The 17,830-nt window shown below is 41.7% G+C and carries 13 protein-coding genes and 1 tRNA gene; 5 read left to right on the forward strand and 9 right to left on the reverse strand.

Annotation, left to right across the window (positions count from 1 at the left end; translation table 11 throughout):
* Positions 1 to 355: 355 nt before the first annotated feature.
* Positions 356 to 2,425 (forward strand): GDSL-type esterase/lipase family protein, encoded by a 2,070-nt coding sequence (locus tag HMPREF1321_RS04540; RefSeq protein ID WP_009421599.1) that lies wholly within the window; start codon positions 356 to 358, stop codon positions 2,423 to 2,425.
* A 181-nt stretch (positions 2,426 to 2,606) separates the two neighbouring features.
* Here the strand turns inward: HMPREF1321_RS04540 and HMPREF1321_RS04545 are convergent, their stop codons facing one another.
* Complete coding sequence (locus tag HMPREF1321_RS04545; protein WP_009421595.1) at positions 2,607 to 3,908, reverse strand: hydroxymethylglutaryl-CoA reductase, degradative; 1,302 nt, start codon at positions 3,906 to 3,908, stop codon at positions 2,607 to 2,609.
* 131 nt (positions 3,909 to 4,039) lie between these two features.
* Here HMPREF1321_RS04545 and HMPREF1321_RS04550 point away from each other — a divergent pair, with 131 nt between their 5' ends.
* A complete protein-coding gene (locus HMPREF1321_RS04550; RefSeq protein WP_009419037.1) occupies positions 4,040 to 4,714 on the forward strand; it encodes a porin family protein in 675 nt (224 codons plus the stop codon).
* Positions 4,715 to 4,825: 111 nt separating this feature from the next.
* Here HMPREF1321_RS04550 and HMPREF1321_RS04555 read toward each other — a convergent pair.
* The 8 genes from HMPREF1321_RS04555 to HMPREF1321_RS04590 all read right to left on the reverse strand — a co-directional run bounded on the left by HMPREF1321_RS04555 (position 4,826) and on the right by HMPREF1321_RS04590 (position 13,663).
* Positions 4,826 to 4,898 (reverse strand) — tRNA-Phe (locus HMPREF1321_RS04555).
* A 97-nt stretch (positions 4,899 to 4,995) separates the two neighbouring features.
* Positions 4,996 to 6,021 carry a class 1 fructose-bisphosphatase gene (gene fbp, locus HMPREF1321_RS04560; RefSeq protein ID WP_009421611.1) on the reverse strand — a complete coding sequence of 342 codons (1,026 nt, stop codon included), beginning with the start codon at positions 6,019 to 6,021 and terminating at the stop codon, positions 4,996 to 4,998.
* A 73-nt stretch (positions 6,022 to 6,094) separates the two neighbouring features.
* On the reverse strand, positions 6,095 to 6,811 hold the full coding sequence (locus HMPREF1321_RS04565) for a pyridoxine 5'-phosphate synthase (protein ID WP_009421583.1): 717 nt from the start codon (positions 6,809 to 6,811) through the stop codon (positions 6,095 to 6,097).
* 12 nt (positions 6,812 to 6,823) lie between these two features.
* Positions 6,824 to 7,324, reverse strand: a complete 501-nt coding sequence (locus HMPREF1321_RS04570) for a hypothetical protein (protein WP_009421610.1) — start codon at positions 7,322 to 7,324, stop codon at positions 6,824 to 6,826.
* A gap of 12 nt (positions 7,325 to 7,336) precedes the next feature.
* On the reverse strand, positions 7,337 to 7,576 hold the full coding sequence (locus HMPREF1321_RS04575) for a NifU family protein (protein ID WP_009421579.1): 240 nt from the start codon (positions 7,574 to 7,576) through the stop codon (positions 7,337 to 7,339).
* 60 nt (positions 7,577 to 7,636) lie between these two features.
* Positions 7,637 to 8,758, reverse strand: a complete 1,122-nt coding sequence (locus HMPREF1321_RS04580) for an Mrp/NBP35 family ATP-binding protein (RefSeq protein ID WP_009421582.1) — start codon at positions 8,756 to 8,758, stop codon at positions 7,637 to 7,639.
* A 320-nt stretch (positions 8,759 to 9,078) separates the two neighbouring features.
* Positions 9,079 to 10,197 carry a peptide-methionine (R)-S-oxide reductase MsrB gene (gene msrB / locus HMPREF1321_RS04585; RefSeq protein WP_034575712.1) on the reverse strand — a complete coding sequence of 373 codons (1,119 nt, stop codon included), beginning with the start codon at positions 10,195 to 10,197 and terminating at the stop codon, positions 9,079 to 9,081.
* 622 nt (positions 10,198 to 10,819) lie between these two features.
* Positions 10,820 to 13,663: a triple tyrosine motif-containing protein gene (locus HMPREF1321_RS04590; RefSeq protein WP_009421601.1), complete on the reverse strand. Its 2,844-nt coding sequence runs from the start codon at positions 13,661 to 13,663 to the stop codon at positions 10,820 to 10,822.
* Between the two features lie 1,004 nt (positions 13,664 to 14,667).
* Here HMPREF1321_RS04590 and hutH point away from each other — a divergent pair.
* The 3 genes from hutH (at position 14,668) to fabG (ending at position 17,673) form a co-directional block, all read left to right on the forward strand.
* Positions 14,668 to 16,176, forward strand: a complete 1,509-nt coding sequence (gene hutH / locus HMPREF1321_RS04595; protein WP_009421597.1) for a histidine ammonia-lyase — start codon at positions 14,668 to 14,670, stop codon at positions 16,174 to 16,176.
* Positions 16,177 to 16,406: 230 nt separating this feature from the next.
* Complete coding sequence (locus HMPREF1321_RS04600; protein WP_002674823.1) at positions 16,407 to 16,766, forward strand: four helix bundle protein; 360 nt, start codon at positions 16,407 to 16,409, stop codon at positions 16,764 to 16,766.
* A gap of 172 nt (positions 16,767 to 16,938) precedes the next feature.
* Entirely contained in the window at positions 16,939 to 17,673 is a 735-nt protein-coding gene (gene fabG, locus HMPREF1321_RS04605; protein WP_009421585.1) for a 3-oxoacyl-ACP reductase FabG, read from the forward strand.
* Positions 17,674 to 17,830 lie beyond the last annotated feature (157 nt).

Below are 17,830 nucleotides of genomic sequence, written 5' to 3' on the forward strand. Positions count from 1 at the left end.
CTTCTATACCAATCGTCCAAGATTCGTATAAGCTTCCTATAAGCTCTCTATAAGCTAACCCCACCCTCCTTACACCTTTTTTTCACCAAAACCTATCTCAACCCTCTTCCGAAACCCTCCGTTTCCTTCCGAATCCTCCAGCCCTTCCTCTAACTTGTCCGACCCGTCTGAAAACTCCCACCCGTCCATTCCCTTTGGTGGTATTTCTGGTATTATCGGTATTATTGGCATTTACCTCATTTTCTCATTTTCTAATTTCCTCATTTCCTAATGTTATTTGTATACAACCTAACACTTTTTTTCTTACCTTTGTAGCTTAATATAAAACATTCTTACTTTCTAAGTATACTAACCAATGAAAAAGCAACTTTTCTTTATCACACTCTTACTCCTTACCGCCTTTGCTTGTGCACAAAAAAAGCCTATTAAAGTGGCGTGTGTAGGCAATAGTATTACCTATGGCTATGGCATTGAAAACCGCGAACAAAACAGCTATCCTTCGGTGCTCCAACGTCAGTTAGGAAAAAGCTATGAGGTGGAAAACTTCGGTCATTCAGGAGCTACTTTGCTCAGCAAAGGGCATAAGTCTTACATTCAGCAAGAAGAATACAAAAAAGCACTTGCCTTTGCAGGAGATATTGTGGTCATTCACTTAGGTATTAACGATACCGATCCCCGCAACTGGCCTAACTACCGCGATGATTTCGTAAAAGATTATCTGTCTCTCATCGCTTCGTTTAAAAAAGCGAACCCCAAAGCGCGTGTTCTCATTGCTCGTATGACCCCACTCGCACATCGCCACAAGCGATTCGAATCTGGCACCCGCGATTGGCACGCCGAAATACAACAAGCCATAGAGCGCATCGCCAAGCAAGCGGGCGTCCAACTTATCGACTTCCACGAGCCTCTATATCACTTCCCTCAAATGCTCCCTGATGCGGTACACCCTAATGTTCAAGGGGCGGCTATCTTGGCACAGGTAGTTTACAGTGCCATTACAGGCGATTACGGAGGTTTGCACCTCCCCGCTATCTATTCCGATAATATGGTGTTGCAACACGGCATACCTCTCACCCTGGGTGGCATCGCCAATACAGGTACTAAAATCACTGTGAAGATAGGCAAACAGCAACTCACCACTACCGCCGATAGCAATGGCAAATGGCAAGTAACCTTATCGCCACTTACTGCCAAAGAAACCTATACGCTCCAAATCACAGCAGGTAAAGAAAAACGCACCTTTACCAATGTAGTAGCCGGCGAAGTATGGCTTTGCTCAGGGCAATCGAATATGGAGTTTTATATGAACCAAACTTCTACGGGCGAAAAGGATATTCCGCAAGCCGATAATCCTAATATCCGCCTGTTTGATATGAAAGAAAGGTGGCGTACCGACCCCGTAGAATGGAATCCCTCAGTATTAGATTCGCTCAATCATTTACAATATTACCGCCCTGCTCAGTGGCAAGTGTGCTCTCCTAAAACAGTAAGCCATTTTTCTGCGGTAGCTTATTACTTCGGGCGTACTCTCCAAAAAGATTTGGATATGCCTGTGGGGCTCATTTGCAATGCTGTGGGGGGCTCACCTACCGAAGCGTGGATAGACCGCCGTACTTTGGAATACAACTTCCCAAGTATACTTTATAATTGGCGTGAAAACGATTTTATAATGGATTGGGTGCGCTCTCGTGCTTCCGAGAACATCAAAAAGTCTACGGATAAGCTCCAACGTCATCCCTATGAGCCTACTTATTTATTCGAAGCGGGAATACTCCCTTTAAATCATTATGCTATCAAAGGGGTAATATGGTATCAAGGCGAATCGAATGCGCATAACAAGGACGCTCATAGCAAGTTATTCCCTCTATTGGTGAAGAGTTGGCGCACTGAGTTTGGCAATCCACAAATGCCTTTCTACTACGTACAGTTATCCAGTATCAACCGTCCGTCGTGGGGTTGGTTTAGAGACAGTCAACGTCGATTGATGAAAGATATACCACACAGTGGAATGGCAGTATCTTACGACCACGGTCACCCCACCGATGTACACCCAAAGAACAAACAACCCATAGGCGAACGCTTAGCGCAATGGGCTTTGAATGATACTTATGGCAAGACAAATATAATCCCTTCAGGACCCTTGTTCCGTTCAGCGACTTTTAGTGGGAAAGTAGCCACTGTTTCTTTTCAGTATGCACAAGGCTTGCACACCGCCGATGGCAAGCCCTTACGCGGTTTTGAACTTTCTGACGGCAATGGTATTTTCTACCCTGCTACCGCCGAAATAGTAGGTGAAGAAGTGAAAGTAACCAGCAATCAAGTCGCTACCCCTAAAGTCGTGCGCTATGCTTTTACCCCTGTTACCGACGCCAATTTAGTAAACCAAGCCAACCTCCCCGCCAGCACCTTTACAAGTGAAGAATAATGGTTAGAGGTTAACGATTAGTGATTAATATAAAGCTGTCGCTTTTGCATCGCGTTTCCCCCTCTCTGAGGCAGAACTGGTTTGCAAATTTTGCATCGCTACACTTTGCTAAAGTTTTGCCTGTGCGGCTCGCACCTCATTTCCTCATTTTCCACCTACCCGTGCGACAGGCACCTCACACCTACGACCGAGTTTTCTTGAGAGCTTCGGCTACATCGTTATATGTTACAGTTTTATCTTTAAAATAAGAAGAAAGTACACGTTTTTCCTCTTCGGTAGCCCCTAATTGGTTAAAAATGTTGTTCAAGTGCATTTTCATATGCCCCTTCTGGATTCCCAGACTAATCAGCGAGCTTACAGCCGAAAAGTTCTGTGCTAACCCCACACAAGCCACTATTTGCATTAGCTCGCGAGCGTTAGGCTTTTCAAGGATTTCAAGAGCCGTTTTCACCAAAGGGTGCAATGTAGTAAGTCCGCCCACGGTGCCCAAAGCCAAAGGCAGTTCAAGGGCAAAGAAGAAAGTATCGCCCTCTATCCACGCAGCCGATAAGCTCTTGTACTGTCCGCTACGAGCAGCATAAGCGTGCGCACCAGCTTCTATGGCACGAAAATCATTACCCGTAGCCAAAACTACCGAGTCAATACCGTTCATTATACCTTTGTTGTGAGTGGTAGCACGGTACACATCAGCATTGGCAATAGCGAGAGCTTGCACAAATTTCTTCGCAGCTTCAGCACCTTTTAAGTGGGCAATCTCCAACTCCTCAATAGGGCATTGCACTTTTGCGCGCACCAAACAGTTAGGCACATAGTTCGAGAGTATCGACATTACGATTTCATACTTATCACCGATAGAGGCGTCTCGTTCCGCTTCTTCTCTAAACGTCTGCGCAAAGGATTCTAAGCATGAATTGATGAAGTTCGCACCCATAGCGTCTAAGGTTTCAAAAGTAGCCGAAAGCTGATAATAGTGCGCCAAAGCATCGGTTTTGTCCACTAAGGTAAGAGAAGTAATACCGCCCCCGCGTTTTTCCATATTGGCAGTAATGGGTTGTGCTTTAGCGAGCATCAAGGGTTGTATGTGGTTGAAGAAGTTTTCTAAATTAGTTTTTTCACCGTAGAAGAAGAAATGTACGTGCCCTGTTTTTTCGGTAGAAAGCACTTCGGTATGAAAACCACCACGGCTTTGCCAGAATTTAGCCGCCCTGCTAGCAGCTGCCACCACCGAACTCTCTTCAATAGCCATAGGTACAGTATAAGTGCGCCCGTTGATGAGAAAGTTAGGCGCTACCGCAAAGGGCAGATAGTAGTTAGAGACTGTATTTTCAATAAACTCGTCGTGCAGTTTCTGAAGGTCAGTATCAGCGTTGTGGTACTTTTCAAAAAAAGAAGCAGCATTCTCTATATTAGGGAAATAAGTATCGCAAAGCCACGCAATCTTTTGGGCTTTGGTAAGTTTAGAAAAACCGTCTATCTGTTTCATCAGTTGTTAAGTATTAGAGTTCAGCTTTTAGTTTGGGAGGCAAAGGTAATAATAATTAATATATTCGCAAGTTTGTTCATTTACAAAATATTTTGTATCTTTGTACTTTAAATAACAAAAATCAATATAGAATGAAAAGAACAAAACTATTTTTAGCTGTAATGTTATTCAGCAGTATAGCGATGTTACAGGCACAAGTAAAGCCAGGTTTAGAAGTGAAAATAGGAGGCAATATAGCAGGACTTTATTACGCCGATTCTTCTAATAGTGATAGAACTTTTACCCCAGGTTTTCATACGGGGGCGTTGTTCAGTTTGAACTTCCCTACCGGATTTGCTCTTGAAACAGGTTTAATGCTCAACACCAAAGGACAAGCCTATGAGTATAAATATAAAGAAGGTAAAGAAAAACAAATCAGCGAGTTGCATTACACTTATGGTTATTTAGAGATGCCTTTTTATGTAGGCTATAAACTTAAACTCAGGAATGTAAAACTCGTTTGGAAAGCAGGTCCTTATGTAGCAGCTGCTTTGTGGGGCAATAGTCGTGAAGAATGGGCTTACTACAAGAAAGATAAGTTAAAAGACTATAAAGTAACCAATCGCCATTCCCTCAGCATAGGTAATCGTTCTTCTGATGATTTACGTCCTTTTGATGCAGGATTAAACTTAGCCACAGGCGTAGAAATCAAACGATTTACAGCAGGCATTCAGTACGGTATTGGTTTCAGCGATGTGCTCCCTAACCGTTCTGAGAGTACCTCAAACCAAGTGTTTAGCCTTTCAGTAGGATACAGAATATTTTAAATAGGAAAGTATAGTATAAAATAAAAAACAAAAGCCTCAGCGTAATGCTGAGGCTTTTGCAATTCCTAATCCTTAAAAATATGAAAAATTTCCTCTATGAAGAAGATCTCGTGGTACCTCCAGGAATCGAACCAGGGACACAAGGATTTTCAGTCCTTTGCTCTACCAACTGAGCTAAGGTACCTTCTTTCATTACGGGTGCAAAAGTAATACTATTTTCGAAACTTGCAAAATATTGAGCAAATATTTTGCAAGTTTTTTATTCTTTATTTTATAATTTACTAATATTCAGGTTTGTCTTTTGGATATTTTGCCATAAACGACTCTACTTTTTTCACCATATTTTCCGAACCACAGAAGAAAGGCACCCGCTGATGTAGCTTTGTAGGCTTGATGTCCATTATACGTCCATAACCATCTGAAGCTTTACCTCCTGCTTGCTCAGTAAGAAAAGCCATAGGATTGCACTCATAAAGCAGGCGTAATTTACCTCGTGGCGTACGTGTACCTTGCGGGTAAATATAAATCCCACCTTTGAGCATATTGCGATGAAAATCGGAGACCAAAGAACCTATATATCGAGAGGTGTAAGGACGGTCGTCCTCTAATGCTTGGCAATATTTGATATAATCTTTTACTCCTTGTGGGAAATGCACATAATTTCCCTCATTAATCGAATAAATATTACCATTTTTGGGATATCTCATATCAGGGTGAGAAAGGTAATAAGTACCGATAGAAGGGTCGAGTGTAAAACCGTTTACTCCGTGTCCTGTAGTGTAGACTAACATAGTAGAAAGCCCATAGACCACATACCCTGCCGCCACTTGCTTCTTGCCTTCTTGCAAGAAATCTTCCAATTGTACAGGTGTACCTATGGGAGTTATACGTTTGTAGATAGAGAAGATTGTGCCCACCGTTACATTTACGTCGGCATTGCTCGAACCGTCCAGTGGGTCGATGAGCACCACATATTTGCTATTAGGACTGTTTTCAGAAGCCGTAATCGGTATAAAGAATTCGTTTTCTTCGGAAGCTATGCCACATACTACATCGCGCTGTGTAAGCGCACGGATAAAGAGATCATTAGCAAAGACGTCTAATTTCTTCTGTACTTCGCCTTGGATATTCTCCTTGCCCATATCGCCTAAAATATCCTCAACAAGCCCCGCTTTATTTACTTCACGGTTTACTAACTTAGAGGCTAATTTGATAGCACTTAGCAAACGTGAGAGCTCACCTGTTGAATGCTGGAAGTCCTTCTGATTTTGAATGATGAACTCCCCTAAGGTAAGATGTGTTTTCATTTTGTTGATATTTAATGTATGATTATTGGCTAATCTAAGGGCACTTTTCCTAATTTGCTAATTGACAAATTTACTAATCTGCCAATTTATTTAGGTAGAGTTGTATTACATTTTCTAAACCTAAATAGAGTGCTTCACAAATAAGTGCGTGCCCTATGGATACTTCCGATAAATTAGGAATATTATCTTTGAAGTACTTCACATTGTCGAGACTCAAATCGTGTCCTGCATTGAGTCCTAATCCTACTTTTTGTGCTTCTAAGGCTGCTTTTATATAAGGGGCTATCTGGGTTTTATCACCGCGAGCATACTCACGCGCATATCTTTCAGTATAAAGCTCCACACGGTCAGCTCCTGTGGTAGCGGCAGCCGTTACCATTACTTCCACTGGGTCTACAAAAAGAGAGGTGCGAATGCCGTTGCGCTTAAATTCGGTAACTACTTCGGTTAAGAAACTTTTGTGTTTTACCGTATCCCAACCCGCATTAGAGGTAATAGCATCTTCGGCATCAGGAACAAGAGTTACTTGGGTAGGTTTTACTTGTAAGACTAAATTGATGAACTTAGGGATAGGGTTGCCCTCAATATTGTACTCGGTGGTTACTACTTTTAGCAAATCGAAGGCATCTTGGTAGCGGATATGACGTTCATCGGGGCGAGGGTGAATAGTGATACCTTCGGCACCAAACTGTTGTACATCTTTGGCTACTTGTAACAAATCGGGGATATTGCCTCCACGTGCATTGCGCAAGGTCGCAATCTTATTGATGTTTACACTTAGTTTTGTCATTGTTTTTTTGTATTATAAACTGTCTTGAGGTTGAGGTTGTGTCTCTTCCTCTTCTACTTCTTTACGAAGAATAGAATCTTTTTTTGTAGGAGTTGTCCTGTAAGCCTTAGGGTCGTATTTAGGGTTGGAGATGTTAAAGCTGGTAGTATCTTTGTCTTGTTGAGGTTTGATATTGCCTACAAGCACCTTTTTCAGTGAAGCGAGATACTCATCATTACTTTGCATTTTGCCTTCTAAGGAATCTACCCTAAAGAGCAAATTTAAAGTCTCACGTTTGTTTTCTACGGCGGTATACCCCAAGATATACTGACGTAAAGGTGAATAGATAATCAACAAGGTGGTGAGCGTAATGAGCACAAAGGCGAACAAGGAACCAAACACAAAGATATTAAGACGACTCAAACGGAAGGAAGTTTTCTCCTCATAAGTACTGTCGTCCATTACTACCAAGCGGTATTTACTGAGCCACTTGCGTTTCCAATATTCTTTTCTCGATTCTTTATTCGTTGCCATTATACTGATTAGTTATTCCACACTGATTACCTTTTCTATTTGAGGTACAAACTCTTTGATAGTCATTTCCACTCCGCTTTTAAGTGTGAGTTGGTTTACTGAACAGTTAGTGCAAGTACCTTCTAATCGCACTTTTACGATTTTGCCATCTTCGATATCCACTAAAGAGATATCTCCCCCGTCGTTTTGCAAATAGGGACGTATCTTATCTAAAGCTTTTATTACTTCTTGTTTAAGTTCTTCTGGGTTCATTGATATTAGATGTTAAGAGTTAAAAGATAAAAGGGTAAGTATAACTCTTTTGGTTTCTTATTACTTACTACTGCACCCTGCCATATTGGTAATCTTGATAGCCTCAGAGGGTGGGAGGGTTTCGTTGCGAGCGACTACATTCTTCACCACTTCTTGCGCTAAGGAGTGGAAGGCTTTTGCTTGCGGACTGCCTTCTTGCAACGCTATGGGCTGCCCAGTATCGCCTGCCTCACGAACGGCTTGTACTAAGGGTATTTCGCCTAAGAAAGGCACTTTTAGTTCTCCTGCCAAGTGTTTAGCTCCTTCTTTACCAAAAATATAATACTTGTTGTTTGGCAATTCCTCAGGGGTAAAGTAAGCCATATTTTCTACGATGCCCAACACAGGCACATTGATATTTTCTTGTCCGAACATTGCTACCGCACGACGAGCATCGGCAAGGGCGACGGGCTGTGGAGTGCTCACTACTACTGCCCCTGTGATAGGTAAGGCTTGCATAATGCTTAGGTGAATGTCGCCTGTACCAGGGGGAAGGTCGATGAGAAGAAAATCTAATTCGCCCCAATAAGCCTCGAAAATGAGCTGGTTAAGGGCTTTGGCTGCCATAGGACCTCTCCATATCACTGCTTGATTGGCATTGGTAAAGAACCCAATTGAGAGTATTTTTACCCCGTAGTTTTCGATGGGCTGAATAAACGATTTATCCTCAATGGTTACTGAACGCGGACGCTCGGTGGCTACATCGAACATCATAGGGATAGAGGGACCATATACATCGGCATCGAGCACACCTACTTTGAAGCCCATTTTGGCAAGTGCTGCTGCTAAGTTGGCTGTAACAGTACTCTTTCCTACGCCTCCTTTGCCTGAGGCAACGGCTATGATATTCTGAATACCTGGAATAGGTTTCCCTTTGATTTCAGTAACTTCGGGGGCGATTACTTTTACATTTACCACTACTTTGGCTTTCTCGTTTACTTCGCCGTGAATGGCTTTCATCACCTCTACTTCGGTACGTTTTTTGGCTTGCAGACTGGGGTTGTTTATCACTACATCTACTACCACTTCATCACCAAAAACTACTATATTTTGTACAGCACCGCTATCTACCATATTTTTTCCTTCACCAGGAGTGGTAATCTTGCGGAGCGCTTCTAATACGTCTTTTTTTTGAATAATCATCTTTTTAGTTATGGGTTAAGAGTTAATAGTTAAAAGTTTTGCAAAGGTAGAACTTTAAAATGAGAAAAGCAAATTTAAAGAATTGTTTGTAGGGCGAAGAAGCGAAATTAAAGATAGGAGAAAGTATAGCTTGCGTTATAGAAATTAAACAAAAATCAGAATAAAATCAACACTGAGCCTTGTGAAATGATTATAAGGTTTTAACTTTGCCAAAGGTGCGAGTCGCACAGGCAAAAACTTTGGCTAAGTGTATGATAAGTAAAAAGGGGAAGACCTAAAATAGTAGTCTTCCCCTTTCTTAGAATGAGAGTATTAATTTTCTATTTTTTAGTTTTTTTCTCTAAGAGGGGTATATATTTGCCATAACCTTCTTTTTCCATATCGTCTTTGGGGATAAAGCGCAATGAGGCACTGTTGATACAATAGCGCAAGCCTCCTTTATCCTTAGGTCCATCGTTAAAAACGTGACCGAGATGTGCGTTGCCTAACTTACTGCGCACTTCGGTACGAGTCATATTATGAGATTTATCGGTTTTTTCTTCTATGAGTTTTTTATCAATAGGTTTAGAGAAACTTGGCCAGCCACAGCTTGATTCGAACTTATCGGTAGAGATAAAGAGGGGTTCGCCGGTGGTAATATCCACATAAATACCTTCGCGGAACTCGTTGTAATAGGCATTGGCAAATGGTCGCTCGGTAGCGCTTTCTTGGGTAACGGCGTATTGTTCGGGGGTGAGTTGCTTACGAAGGTCGGCTTGGGAAGGCTTTTTAAAGCCTTTCTGTTTAGCTGGATTGGCTTTGCGGGCTATTTCAAACAAGGCTGGTGAAATATGGCAATAGCCTTGCGGATTCTTATCTAAATACGCCTGATGATATTCTTCGGCTTTATAAAAGTTCTTTAAAGGGAGCACTTCTACTACTATGGGTTTACTGTATTGAGCGGCAAGTGTCGCGATAGCTTTGTCGATAAGCGGTTTTTCGGTTTCGTTTACGTAATAGATGCCTGTGCGGTATTGCGTGCCACGGTCGTTGCCTTGTTTGTTGAGGGAAGTAGGGTCGATGATTTTGAAATAGAGGTCGAGCAGTTGGTTGAGGTCGATGAGTTGAGGGTTGTAGGTTACTTTTACGGTTTCGGCAAAACCTGTATTGCCTGTACTTACTTGTTCGTAACTGGGGGCTTTGGAGAGTTTACCATTGGCATAGCCTACTTCGGTGGCGAGTACTCCGCGAATTTGTTTAAAGAAGTGTTCGGTGCCCCAGAAGCAACCTCCTGCAAAATAGATGTCAGTAGATTTTGATTTGTTTGTTTTTTTCATTTCTGCTTGTTGATGAGTTGATTTTTCGTCGTTAGTGATAAGTGAGGGTGTTCTTTGGCTATTGCCGTTAGCACACCCTGTTGTGAAAGCTATTGCCATAAGGCAGAAAAAATAGGTTTTCATTCTTAATGATTTTTTTATTGATGAGTTCTTGTTGATGATTTATTTTACCGCAATAGAGCTTCAAAAATAATGCCAGATTAATTAGTAAATTAGAAAATGAGGAAATGAGAGAATGAGGAAATTAGGTGCGAGCCGCACAGGCAGTTGTAGCACGACGGGCGGGGAAAAATTAGCAGATTAGCAAATTTGAAAATTAGCAAATGTGGAGGGTTGGAGGGTTCGGAAGGAAACGGAGAAGTTCGAAAGAAGAGAGGTGGGATTTTTGGTGAAAAAAGGGTGTAAGGAGGGTGTGGTTAGCTTATAGAGAGCTTATAGGAAGCTTATACGAATCTTGGACGATTGGTATAGAAAGGGTATATAAGTGGTTGATAAATAGTATAATACAGTGATGCGAAAAATGGTAAAAACGGGGTTTCGAGGCGAAAGAAAAAGGAATAGGTGCCAGGTCTTAGGTCATAGGCACTAGGAGGGAGTATGACGGAAAGGAGAAGGGATAATTAGGGAATTAGCAAATTTGGAAATGAGAAAATGGGGAAGTGTAATAGAAACATCCCCCTAACCCCCTTCAAAAGGGGGAATTAGTGACGGGAAAGATAAAGGAGAGGGGATGGAAAGGTGTTTTTTACTGGAATTTTACAAAAAAGTCGTATAGGTTATCGGTTTCGGAAAGGTTGAGTTTTTTGCGGATACGGTAACGGGCGGTTTCAACCCCACGAATAGATACACCTTGCATAGTGGCGATTTCTTTGGTTGTGTAATTAAGCCTTATCAGTACGCAAATGCGCAAATCGGTGGTGGTGAGTGAAGGGAAACGCTCTTTTAGATTCTTGAAGAAGTTCTTTTGAATCATATCGAAGTTTTCTTGGAATACAGCCCATTGGTCTTCTTCTGAGATATTCTCGCGGATATGTTGCAAAATGAGATGACTTTTGGCTTTACTTACTTTCTGGTTGTCCATTAGTTGTTCCAGCTCTACTATGAGATTGGTAAGGAACTCGTCGCGCCTGATGTTTAGCATAGTGGCTTCGGCAAGAGCCTTACTCTTGTACTCTAACTGGTTGGCGAGCATTTGGTTTTGGAGTTTAGTCACTTCTTGTTCGCGTGACTCGAGCAGGCGTTGGCGACGTATTCTTTCACGCAAGAAGGAACGCTCTTTTTTCTTCATTTTATAACGGAAGTAGATAGCTGTTGCTACGATACTTACCCCGATGAAGCTGACGAAATACAATATATAAGCCCAAAGGCTTTTATACCAAGGGGTAGTGATTTGAAACGGGAGGGAATAGAGGGAGAGCTCTTTGTTTAGTTCGTTGAGCACTTTTACTTTGAGCCTGTATTTACCAGGGGGGAGATTTTGATAGCTGATGCTAAAATCGGGGTCGGCTTGTGTCCACCGCTTGTCATATCCTTCTAAGACGTACCACAGTTGGTAATGTTCTTTACTAAAATTGGGATACTGAAATTGGAACACCAAATTGTTTTTGGCGTAAGGGAAAGAAGGATTGGCGGTAATTTCTTCCAAAAGATATTGGTCGGTATCGCGGTCGTAGGAGCGGAGGCTTTTTAGGCTGAGATTATAGGGGTAGGTGGTTTGAGGGGCATTATCAGTATAACGGGCGATACTACCGTCTAAACAAAAGAAAGAAGCACCATCGGAAGACACGAATACAGAGGCGCGGTCTTCGGTGGTGGGGTGTTGGAGCTCATCGAAAGCAATCTTTTCGGTTATTTTGTATTGACCATCGGCAAAGGAAACTAAAAAGTAATCGGTGGCAGTGATAAACCAGAACCGATTATCGTTTACGGGTACTATATTGCGGGTTTTAGTGAGCTGAGGGAGTTGTTCATTGAGGATAGTATAAGGTACAATTTCTTCTTTATCTTCGTTGTAGTAGTAGAATTGAGAGCCGTCGGCAAAGACTACTTTTCCACGTATTTTGAGGAGGCGAAGGGCTTCTTTGGTTTTAGGTTTACTGAACACTACTTTGTGCTTCACCTTTTTTAGGTCTTCGGTAAGTGAGAGTTTGCAGACGCCTTTATAGATGTGATTCGTCCAGATGTTGCCCATAGGGTCTATTTCGATGCGATAAGTAAGGTCGAAAAAGCCATCGACGATATGTGAGGGCTCCCACCTGCCAGCTTTGTCTCTCTTGTAAATAGTAAGGACAGAATACGAAGAGCCGACGAGCACCTCTTGACCGTGAATCGTTCCCTTCTTTAAATCCATACCTCCGACGCCTACATTGCTGAGGGGGCGTAATTGGTCACCTACGAGTTCGGAGACACCTTTGTTATGTCCTACAAATAACTGGTGGTCGTACAGCTTTACGAACCACACTTGGCTTGAGAAGTTGGGCAGTTTGTTGAGTTTTCCGTTAGTAAGGGAAAATACCCCTTTATTAGAGGCTAAGTAATAAGAGTTGCCTTGCTCAGCCATATCGCTGATGAGCTCTACATCGCCATTTAAATTTAAGAAGCGGAGTTTGCTAGGGATTTCAATCATAGCAATACCGTTGTCTAAGGCTACCCAGAGGTTGTGCTGGATATCTTCATAAAGCCCGAGTACGGTGTTATTGTTCAGTCCGTTTTTCTTGTGGATATGCCACAGGAGTTTACCTGTGCTGACATTGATAGCATACAGACCTTCGGAAAGGCTTCCTAAGATGAGGTTACCTTCATCGGTAATGAGCGCACGGTTCAGCCTAATGGAGGGTAATAGAGCGTCGATATCGGTAGTGAACTTGCGCAACTGGTCGGTTTGAGGGTTGAAAAAGAACAAGCCATTCTTGTCGGTTACCAGAAGGAGTTCTTTTTGATAGGGGATAGTAGCGATTACCAATCCTCCTAAGCTGTTAGTAGAGAGTTTTTGATGGAGGCGATGTTGAGGGTCGATGGTATAAAAGTCGGCATTTACGCCTTGCATATAGAGGGTATTGCCGTCGGAGAACATTGCAAAAGGGGCGGGTTTAGGGCTGAAAGCGCGTACTTGGTTGCCGTCGAACACAAAATAGGAGGAGAAAGTTTGGAAGTAAATCTTATCTTGATGCTTGAATATGCGCCAGACTTCATCGTTGTGAAAGCGGTAATCTTTGAGTTGGTCTTTTAGAGAAGTGTAGATCAATTGGTTTTGAGCATTGCGCTGGAAGTAGCCAAACTCTTCGAAAGAGCCTACATAGACGCGCAGTTTGGAATCGTTATTATCGGCAAAAACAGAACGGGCTATTTTTTTCTGGGGCAGATAGTGGAGTTGCCATACCTGTCCGTCGAAAGTAAGTAGCCCTTGGTTATTAGCCACGTAGAGGACGCCCGTTTTGCATTGGCTTATTTGCCAATTTTGCAAGCCTGCCTTGTATTGAGTTTGAGAGTAGTTATAGATAGGTGGGACAAAGGGCAAGTCCTGATTTTGAGCTGTTGTGGTGGGGAAATGCCCCAAAAGAATGATAAGTAAGATGATGAAGTGCTTCATATCTATCGCACAATAGTGAGCGACAAAGGTACGAAAAAAAATTAAATAATGTGCATTGGATAGGTAAAAGATATGAGGGAAATTAGAAAATTAGAAAATTAGAAAATTAGAAAATGAGGAAATGAGAGAATAAAAGAAAAATCGATTAAAAAAATAAATAATTTAGGTGTGAGTAAAAAGTAGTGATGGCTATTAGGGTGAAAGACAAGGTTTGTCAGGAGGTAGAGTGGGGGTAAGATAAAGGTAGGGTGAACGATGAGTGGCTCTACAGTGGGTCTACAGTGGCTCTACAGTGGCTCTACAGTGGCTCTACAGTGGCTCTACAATGATGATTAATCAAATTATAATCGAAGATTAGTTGAGTTTATAGTGCTATTATCTGCTAATATCATTGGCAACTGGTTAGATTTGTCGGACATAAAATAACTAACGTAAGTTCGATGCAACAAAAGTGTAGCTTACGCTACAGAAATCTTACAATTCTTTACAAATCAAACAAATAGGCAACAAGTTGCCTTTAGACACATACTCTGCTATGCCAGCTCGCAAACTACAGACAGATTATAATACAAATACAATTGTAAATCAGTATTGTATATATTGGACAGATATTATAGTCAAACAAAAATAGATTACGACTCAATAGGCTTGTTTTTAGAGGGCGATTTGCAAATTGCCCTCTAAAATATACTGAAAAAGCGACTGATTATCAGTGTATCAATTTTACTAAGGGTCGTAGCACGACGAGGTGAGAGCTACACGAGCAGGTGGAAAATTAGAGAATTAGAAAATGAGGGTGTGTAGTTAATCGGAGTTCTCAGAAAATCTCGGAGAGGCTCAGGACATCACTGATGACTAAAAACTAAGTACTAAATTTTGCTAATTTACAAATTAGTTATTATCTTTGTCGCCAGATTACTAATGGAGTGATTGCCTCACATACTCAGCTGCGCTAGCTCGCTGACCATAACACAAAACTTGATTTATATTAATAACTAAAAACAATGAAAACATTACGTACTTACAGCGATTTTAAAGATATCGTTTTTGATAAGAAAGAAGTGGCTATTAGCAAAGAAGCTAAAGCCCTCATTGAAGAGAGTTACGCTTTCTTAAAAGACTTTGCAGAGAACAAAATCATCTATGGCGTGAATACGGGCTTTGGACCGATGGCGCAATATCGCATTGAAAAAGAAGACCAATTGCAGTTGCAATACAATCTTATCCGCAGTCATAGTTCGGGCTTAGGGGAGGTGTTTGATGAAGAAACCGTGCGGGCGGCTATATTGTGTAGACTTACGAGCTTGTCGTTAGGCAAATCGGGGGTGCATATAGAGGCTATTGAACTGATGCGCGACCTATTGAACTACCGCATTACCCCGCTTATTTTCCAACACGGAGGCGTGGGAGCTAGTGGCGACCTTGTGCAGTTAGCCCATCTCGCCTTAGTGCTCATAGGCGAAGGAGAAGTGTTTTACAAAGGCGTCCGCAGACCTACGGCGGAAGTATTTGCCGAAGTGGGACTCAAACCGTTACAAATACATTTGCGCGAGGGTCTTTCGCTGATGAACGGCACGTCGGTAATGACGGGCTTGGCAGGGGTGAATGTGTATTACGCACAAAAGCTATTGGATTGGACAGTGAAGTTCACAACGGCTATCAACGAGCTAGTACAGACTTATGACGACCATTTTTCATCTGAATTAAACAACGCCAAACAACATACTGGGCAAAAAGAAATCGCCCGAATGATGCGCGACTTCTTGCACGACAGCAAACGCACCCGCAAACGTGCAGAACACCTTTACAAAGGGCAACACAACGAAACTGTATTTAAAGAAAAGGTGCAAGAATACTACTCCTTGCGCTGTGTGCCACAGATACTCGGGGCTGTATACGACACCATTGCGCATACTGAGCGCATCGTAGAAGAGGAACTGAACTCAGCTAACGACAACCCAATAGTAGATGTGCCTACCCAACAGGTATATCACGGGGGTAACTTCCACGGCGATTATATATCTCTTGAAATGGACAAGCTTAAACTGGTAGTTACCCGTATGACAATGCTTGCTGAGCGACAGCTCAACTACCTATTGAACCCTAAAATCAACGAGCTATTGCCACCATTTGTGAACGCAGGGAAATTGGGCTTTAACTTCGGTATGCAAGGAGTACAGTTTACCGCTACTTCTACCACTGCCGAGTGCCAAACTCTTTCTACCTCGATGTATGTGCATAGTATCCCGAACAATAACGACAATCAGGATATAGTGAGTATGGGTACCAATGCGGCGACCCTTACCCATAAAGTGATAGACAACGCTTTTCAGGTGCTTGCTATTGAGGCTATCACCATTGCGCAGGCTATCGATATCTTGGGCTGTTATAACGAGCTTTCGAGCACTACCAAAGAATGGTATAGGGAAATAAGAGAGATTATACCGTTCTTTAAGGAAGATTTGGTGTTTTATACTTACTTGAAGGAAGCCACCAACTTTTTTAAAAGATAAGAGATAAGAGGTAAGAGGTAAGAAATGTAGCGCGTTTTTAGGGAAGAGATAAGAGATAAGAAAAATAGGACGGTTTTAGGCAGAAAATGGATTACTTAATTCAATAATAAATTCAATAATAAATTCAATAATAAATTCAATCAATAATAAATATTAAACAAGAGTGTATTCAGTAAAATAAGAGCCCCTACCCCTCTTATCTCTTACTTCTTACCTCTTACCTAAACAAAATGAGAACTAGTATAGTAAGAAATAAATCAAAGGATTTTGCTTTAAGAATTATACACCTATATGAATATCTGAAAGAGCAAAAAAGAGAATATGTAATATCTAAACAGATATTGAGGTCAGGAACAAGTATTGGTGCTAATTTAGCAGAACAAGAATTTGCTATCTCTGATGCTGACTATTTGAATAAAGCAAGCATAGCCTTAAAAGAAGCTGCTGAAACAGATTATTGGTTAGAGCTCCTTTATAGAGCACAATATTTAACAACTACAGAGTATAATAATATTCACGCAGACTGTGATGAAATCATTAAAATGCTTGCACAAACGGTAAAAACCACAAAAGAGAAGTTAAATAGATAGAGATAAGAGGTAAGAAAAGTAGGACGGTTTTAGGTAGAAAATAGATTACTTAAATCAATATATAAATTCAATCAATAATAAATCAATAACAAATATTAAACAAGAGTGTATTCAGTAAAATAAGAGTCTCTATTCCTCTTATCTCTTACTTCTTACCTCTTACCTAAATAAAATGAGAAAGTATGCTATTATTACAGGTGGTTCGCGAGGTATAGGGCGCGCTATATGCGAAAAGCTCGCACAAGACACCGATTATCATTTACTCATTGCTTACCAAAGCAATGAGGTAGCTGCACTTGAAACCCTCAATCACATCAAGAAATTAGGGCGTGAAGGAGAGATTATACGCTTTGACGTATCTGACCACCAAAGTACTGCCGAAGCCCTTACCAAATGGCAACACGACAATAAAGATGCCGTGGTAGAAGTGATTGTGAACAACGCGGGTATTAACCGCGATGGACTTTTTATGTGGATGCCCCAAGAGGATTGGAGCAAAGTGATTTCCACTACTCTCGACGGCTTCTACAATGTAACTAATTTCTTTATCCAAAAGATGTTACGCCATCGTTATGGACGTATTATCAACATCTCATCGGTATCGGGAGTGAAGGGAACCGCAGGGCAAACCAACTACTCGGCTGCCAAAGGTGCCATTATTGCGGCTACCAAAGCCTTGGCGCAAGAAGTAGCCAAAAGACACATCACCGTGAATGCCATTGCTCCTGGGTTTATCCGCACTGATATGACCTCTTCGCTCAACGAAGAAGACCTCGTGAAGCTTATACCGGTAGGTCGTTTTGGGGAAGCCGAAGAAGTAGCCGACCTCGTATCGTTTTTGGTATCTAAAAAAGCTTCGTATATCACCGGAGAAGTGATTAATATCAACGGGGGAGTGTATAGTTAGGTAAAAGGTAAAAGATAAAAGATAAAAGGTAAAGCCAGCGAGGGCTCACAGCTGGGTATATGAGTAAAAGGTAAAAGATATTGCACAAGAAGGGCATATCCAAAAAGATTTGTTTTGTAGGGGCGATTTGCAAATCGCCCCTACAATGTAACTAAAG

The sequence above is a fragment of the Capnocytophaga sp. oral taxon 412 str. F0487 genome, from assembly GCF_000271925.1.
GTDB classification, from domain to species: Bacteria; Bacteroidota; Bacteroidia; order Flavobacteriales; family Flavobacteriaceae; genus Capnocytophaga; species Capnocytophaga ochracea.

What these genes read in the sequence shown, in the direction of transcription:
- HMPREF1321_RS04570 (WP_009421610.1), bottom strand. Translation starts at nt 7,324, where the DNA reads ATGGCAACGAATAAAGAATCGAGAAAAGAATATTGGAAACGCAAGTGG.
- fbp (WP_009421611.1), bottom strand. Translation starts at nt 6,021, where the DNA reads ATGAAAACACATCTTACCTTAGGGGAGTTCATCATTCAAAATCAGAAG.
- HMPREF1321_RS04590 (WP_009421601.1), bottom strand. Translation starts at nt 13,663, where the DNA reads ATGAAGCACTTCATCATCTTACTTATCATTCTTTTGGGGCATTTCCCC.
- HMPREF1321_RS04540 (WP_009421599.1), top strand. Translation starts at nt 356, where the DNA reads ATGAAAAAGCAACTTTTCTTTATCACACTCTTACTCCTTACCGCCTTT.
- HMPREF1321_RS04575 (WP_009421579.1), bottom strand. Translation starts at nt 7,576, where the DNA reads ATGAACCCAGAAGAACTTAAACAAGAAGTAATAAAAGCTTTAGATAAG.
- msrB (WP_034575712.1), bottom strand. Translation starts at nt 10,197, where the DNA reads ATGAAAACCTATTTTTTCTGCCTTATGGCAATAGCTTTCACAACAGGG.
- HMPREF1321_RS04545 (WP_009421595.1), bottom strand. Translation starts at nt 3,908, where the DNA reads ATGAAACAGATAGACGGTTTTTCTAAACTTACCAAAGCCCAAAAGATT.
- HMPREF1321_RS04550 (WP_009419037.1), top strand. Translation starts at nt 4,040, where the DNA reads ATGAAAAGAACAAAACTATTTTTAGCTGTAATGTTATTCAGCAGTATA.
- fabG (WP_009421585.1), top strand. Translation starts at nt 16,939, where the DNA reads ATGAGAAAGTATGCTATTATTACAGGTGGTTCGCGAGGTATAGGGCGC.
- HMPREF1321_RS04600 (WP_002674823.1), top strand. Translation starts at nt 16,407, where the DNA reads ATGAGAACTAGTATAGTAAGAAATAAATCAAAGGATTTTGCTTTAAGA.
- hutH (WP_009421597.1), top strand. Translation starts at nt 14,668, where the DNA reads ATGAAAACATTACGTACTTACAGCGATTTTAAAGATATCGTTTTTGAT.
- HMPREF1321_RS04565 (WP_009421583.1), bottom strand. Translation starts at nt 6,811, where the DNA reads ATGACAAAACTAAGTGTAAACATCAATAAGATTGCGACCTTGCGCAAT.
- HMPREF1321_RS04580 (WP_009421582.1), bottom strand. Translation starts at nt 8,758, where the DNA reads ATGATTATTCAAAAAAAAGACGTATTAGAAGCGCTCCGCAAGATTACC.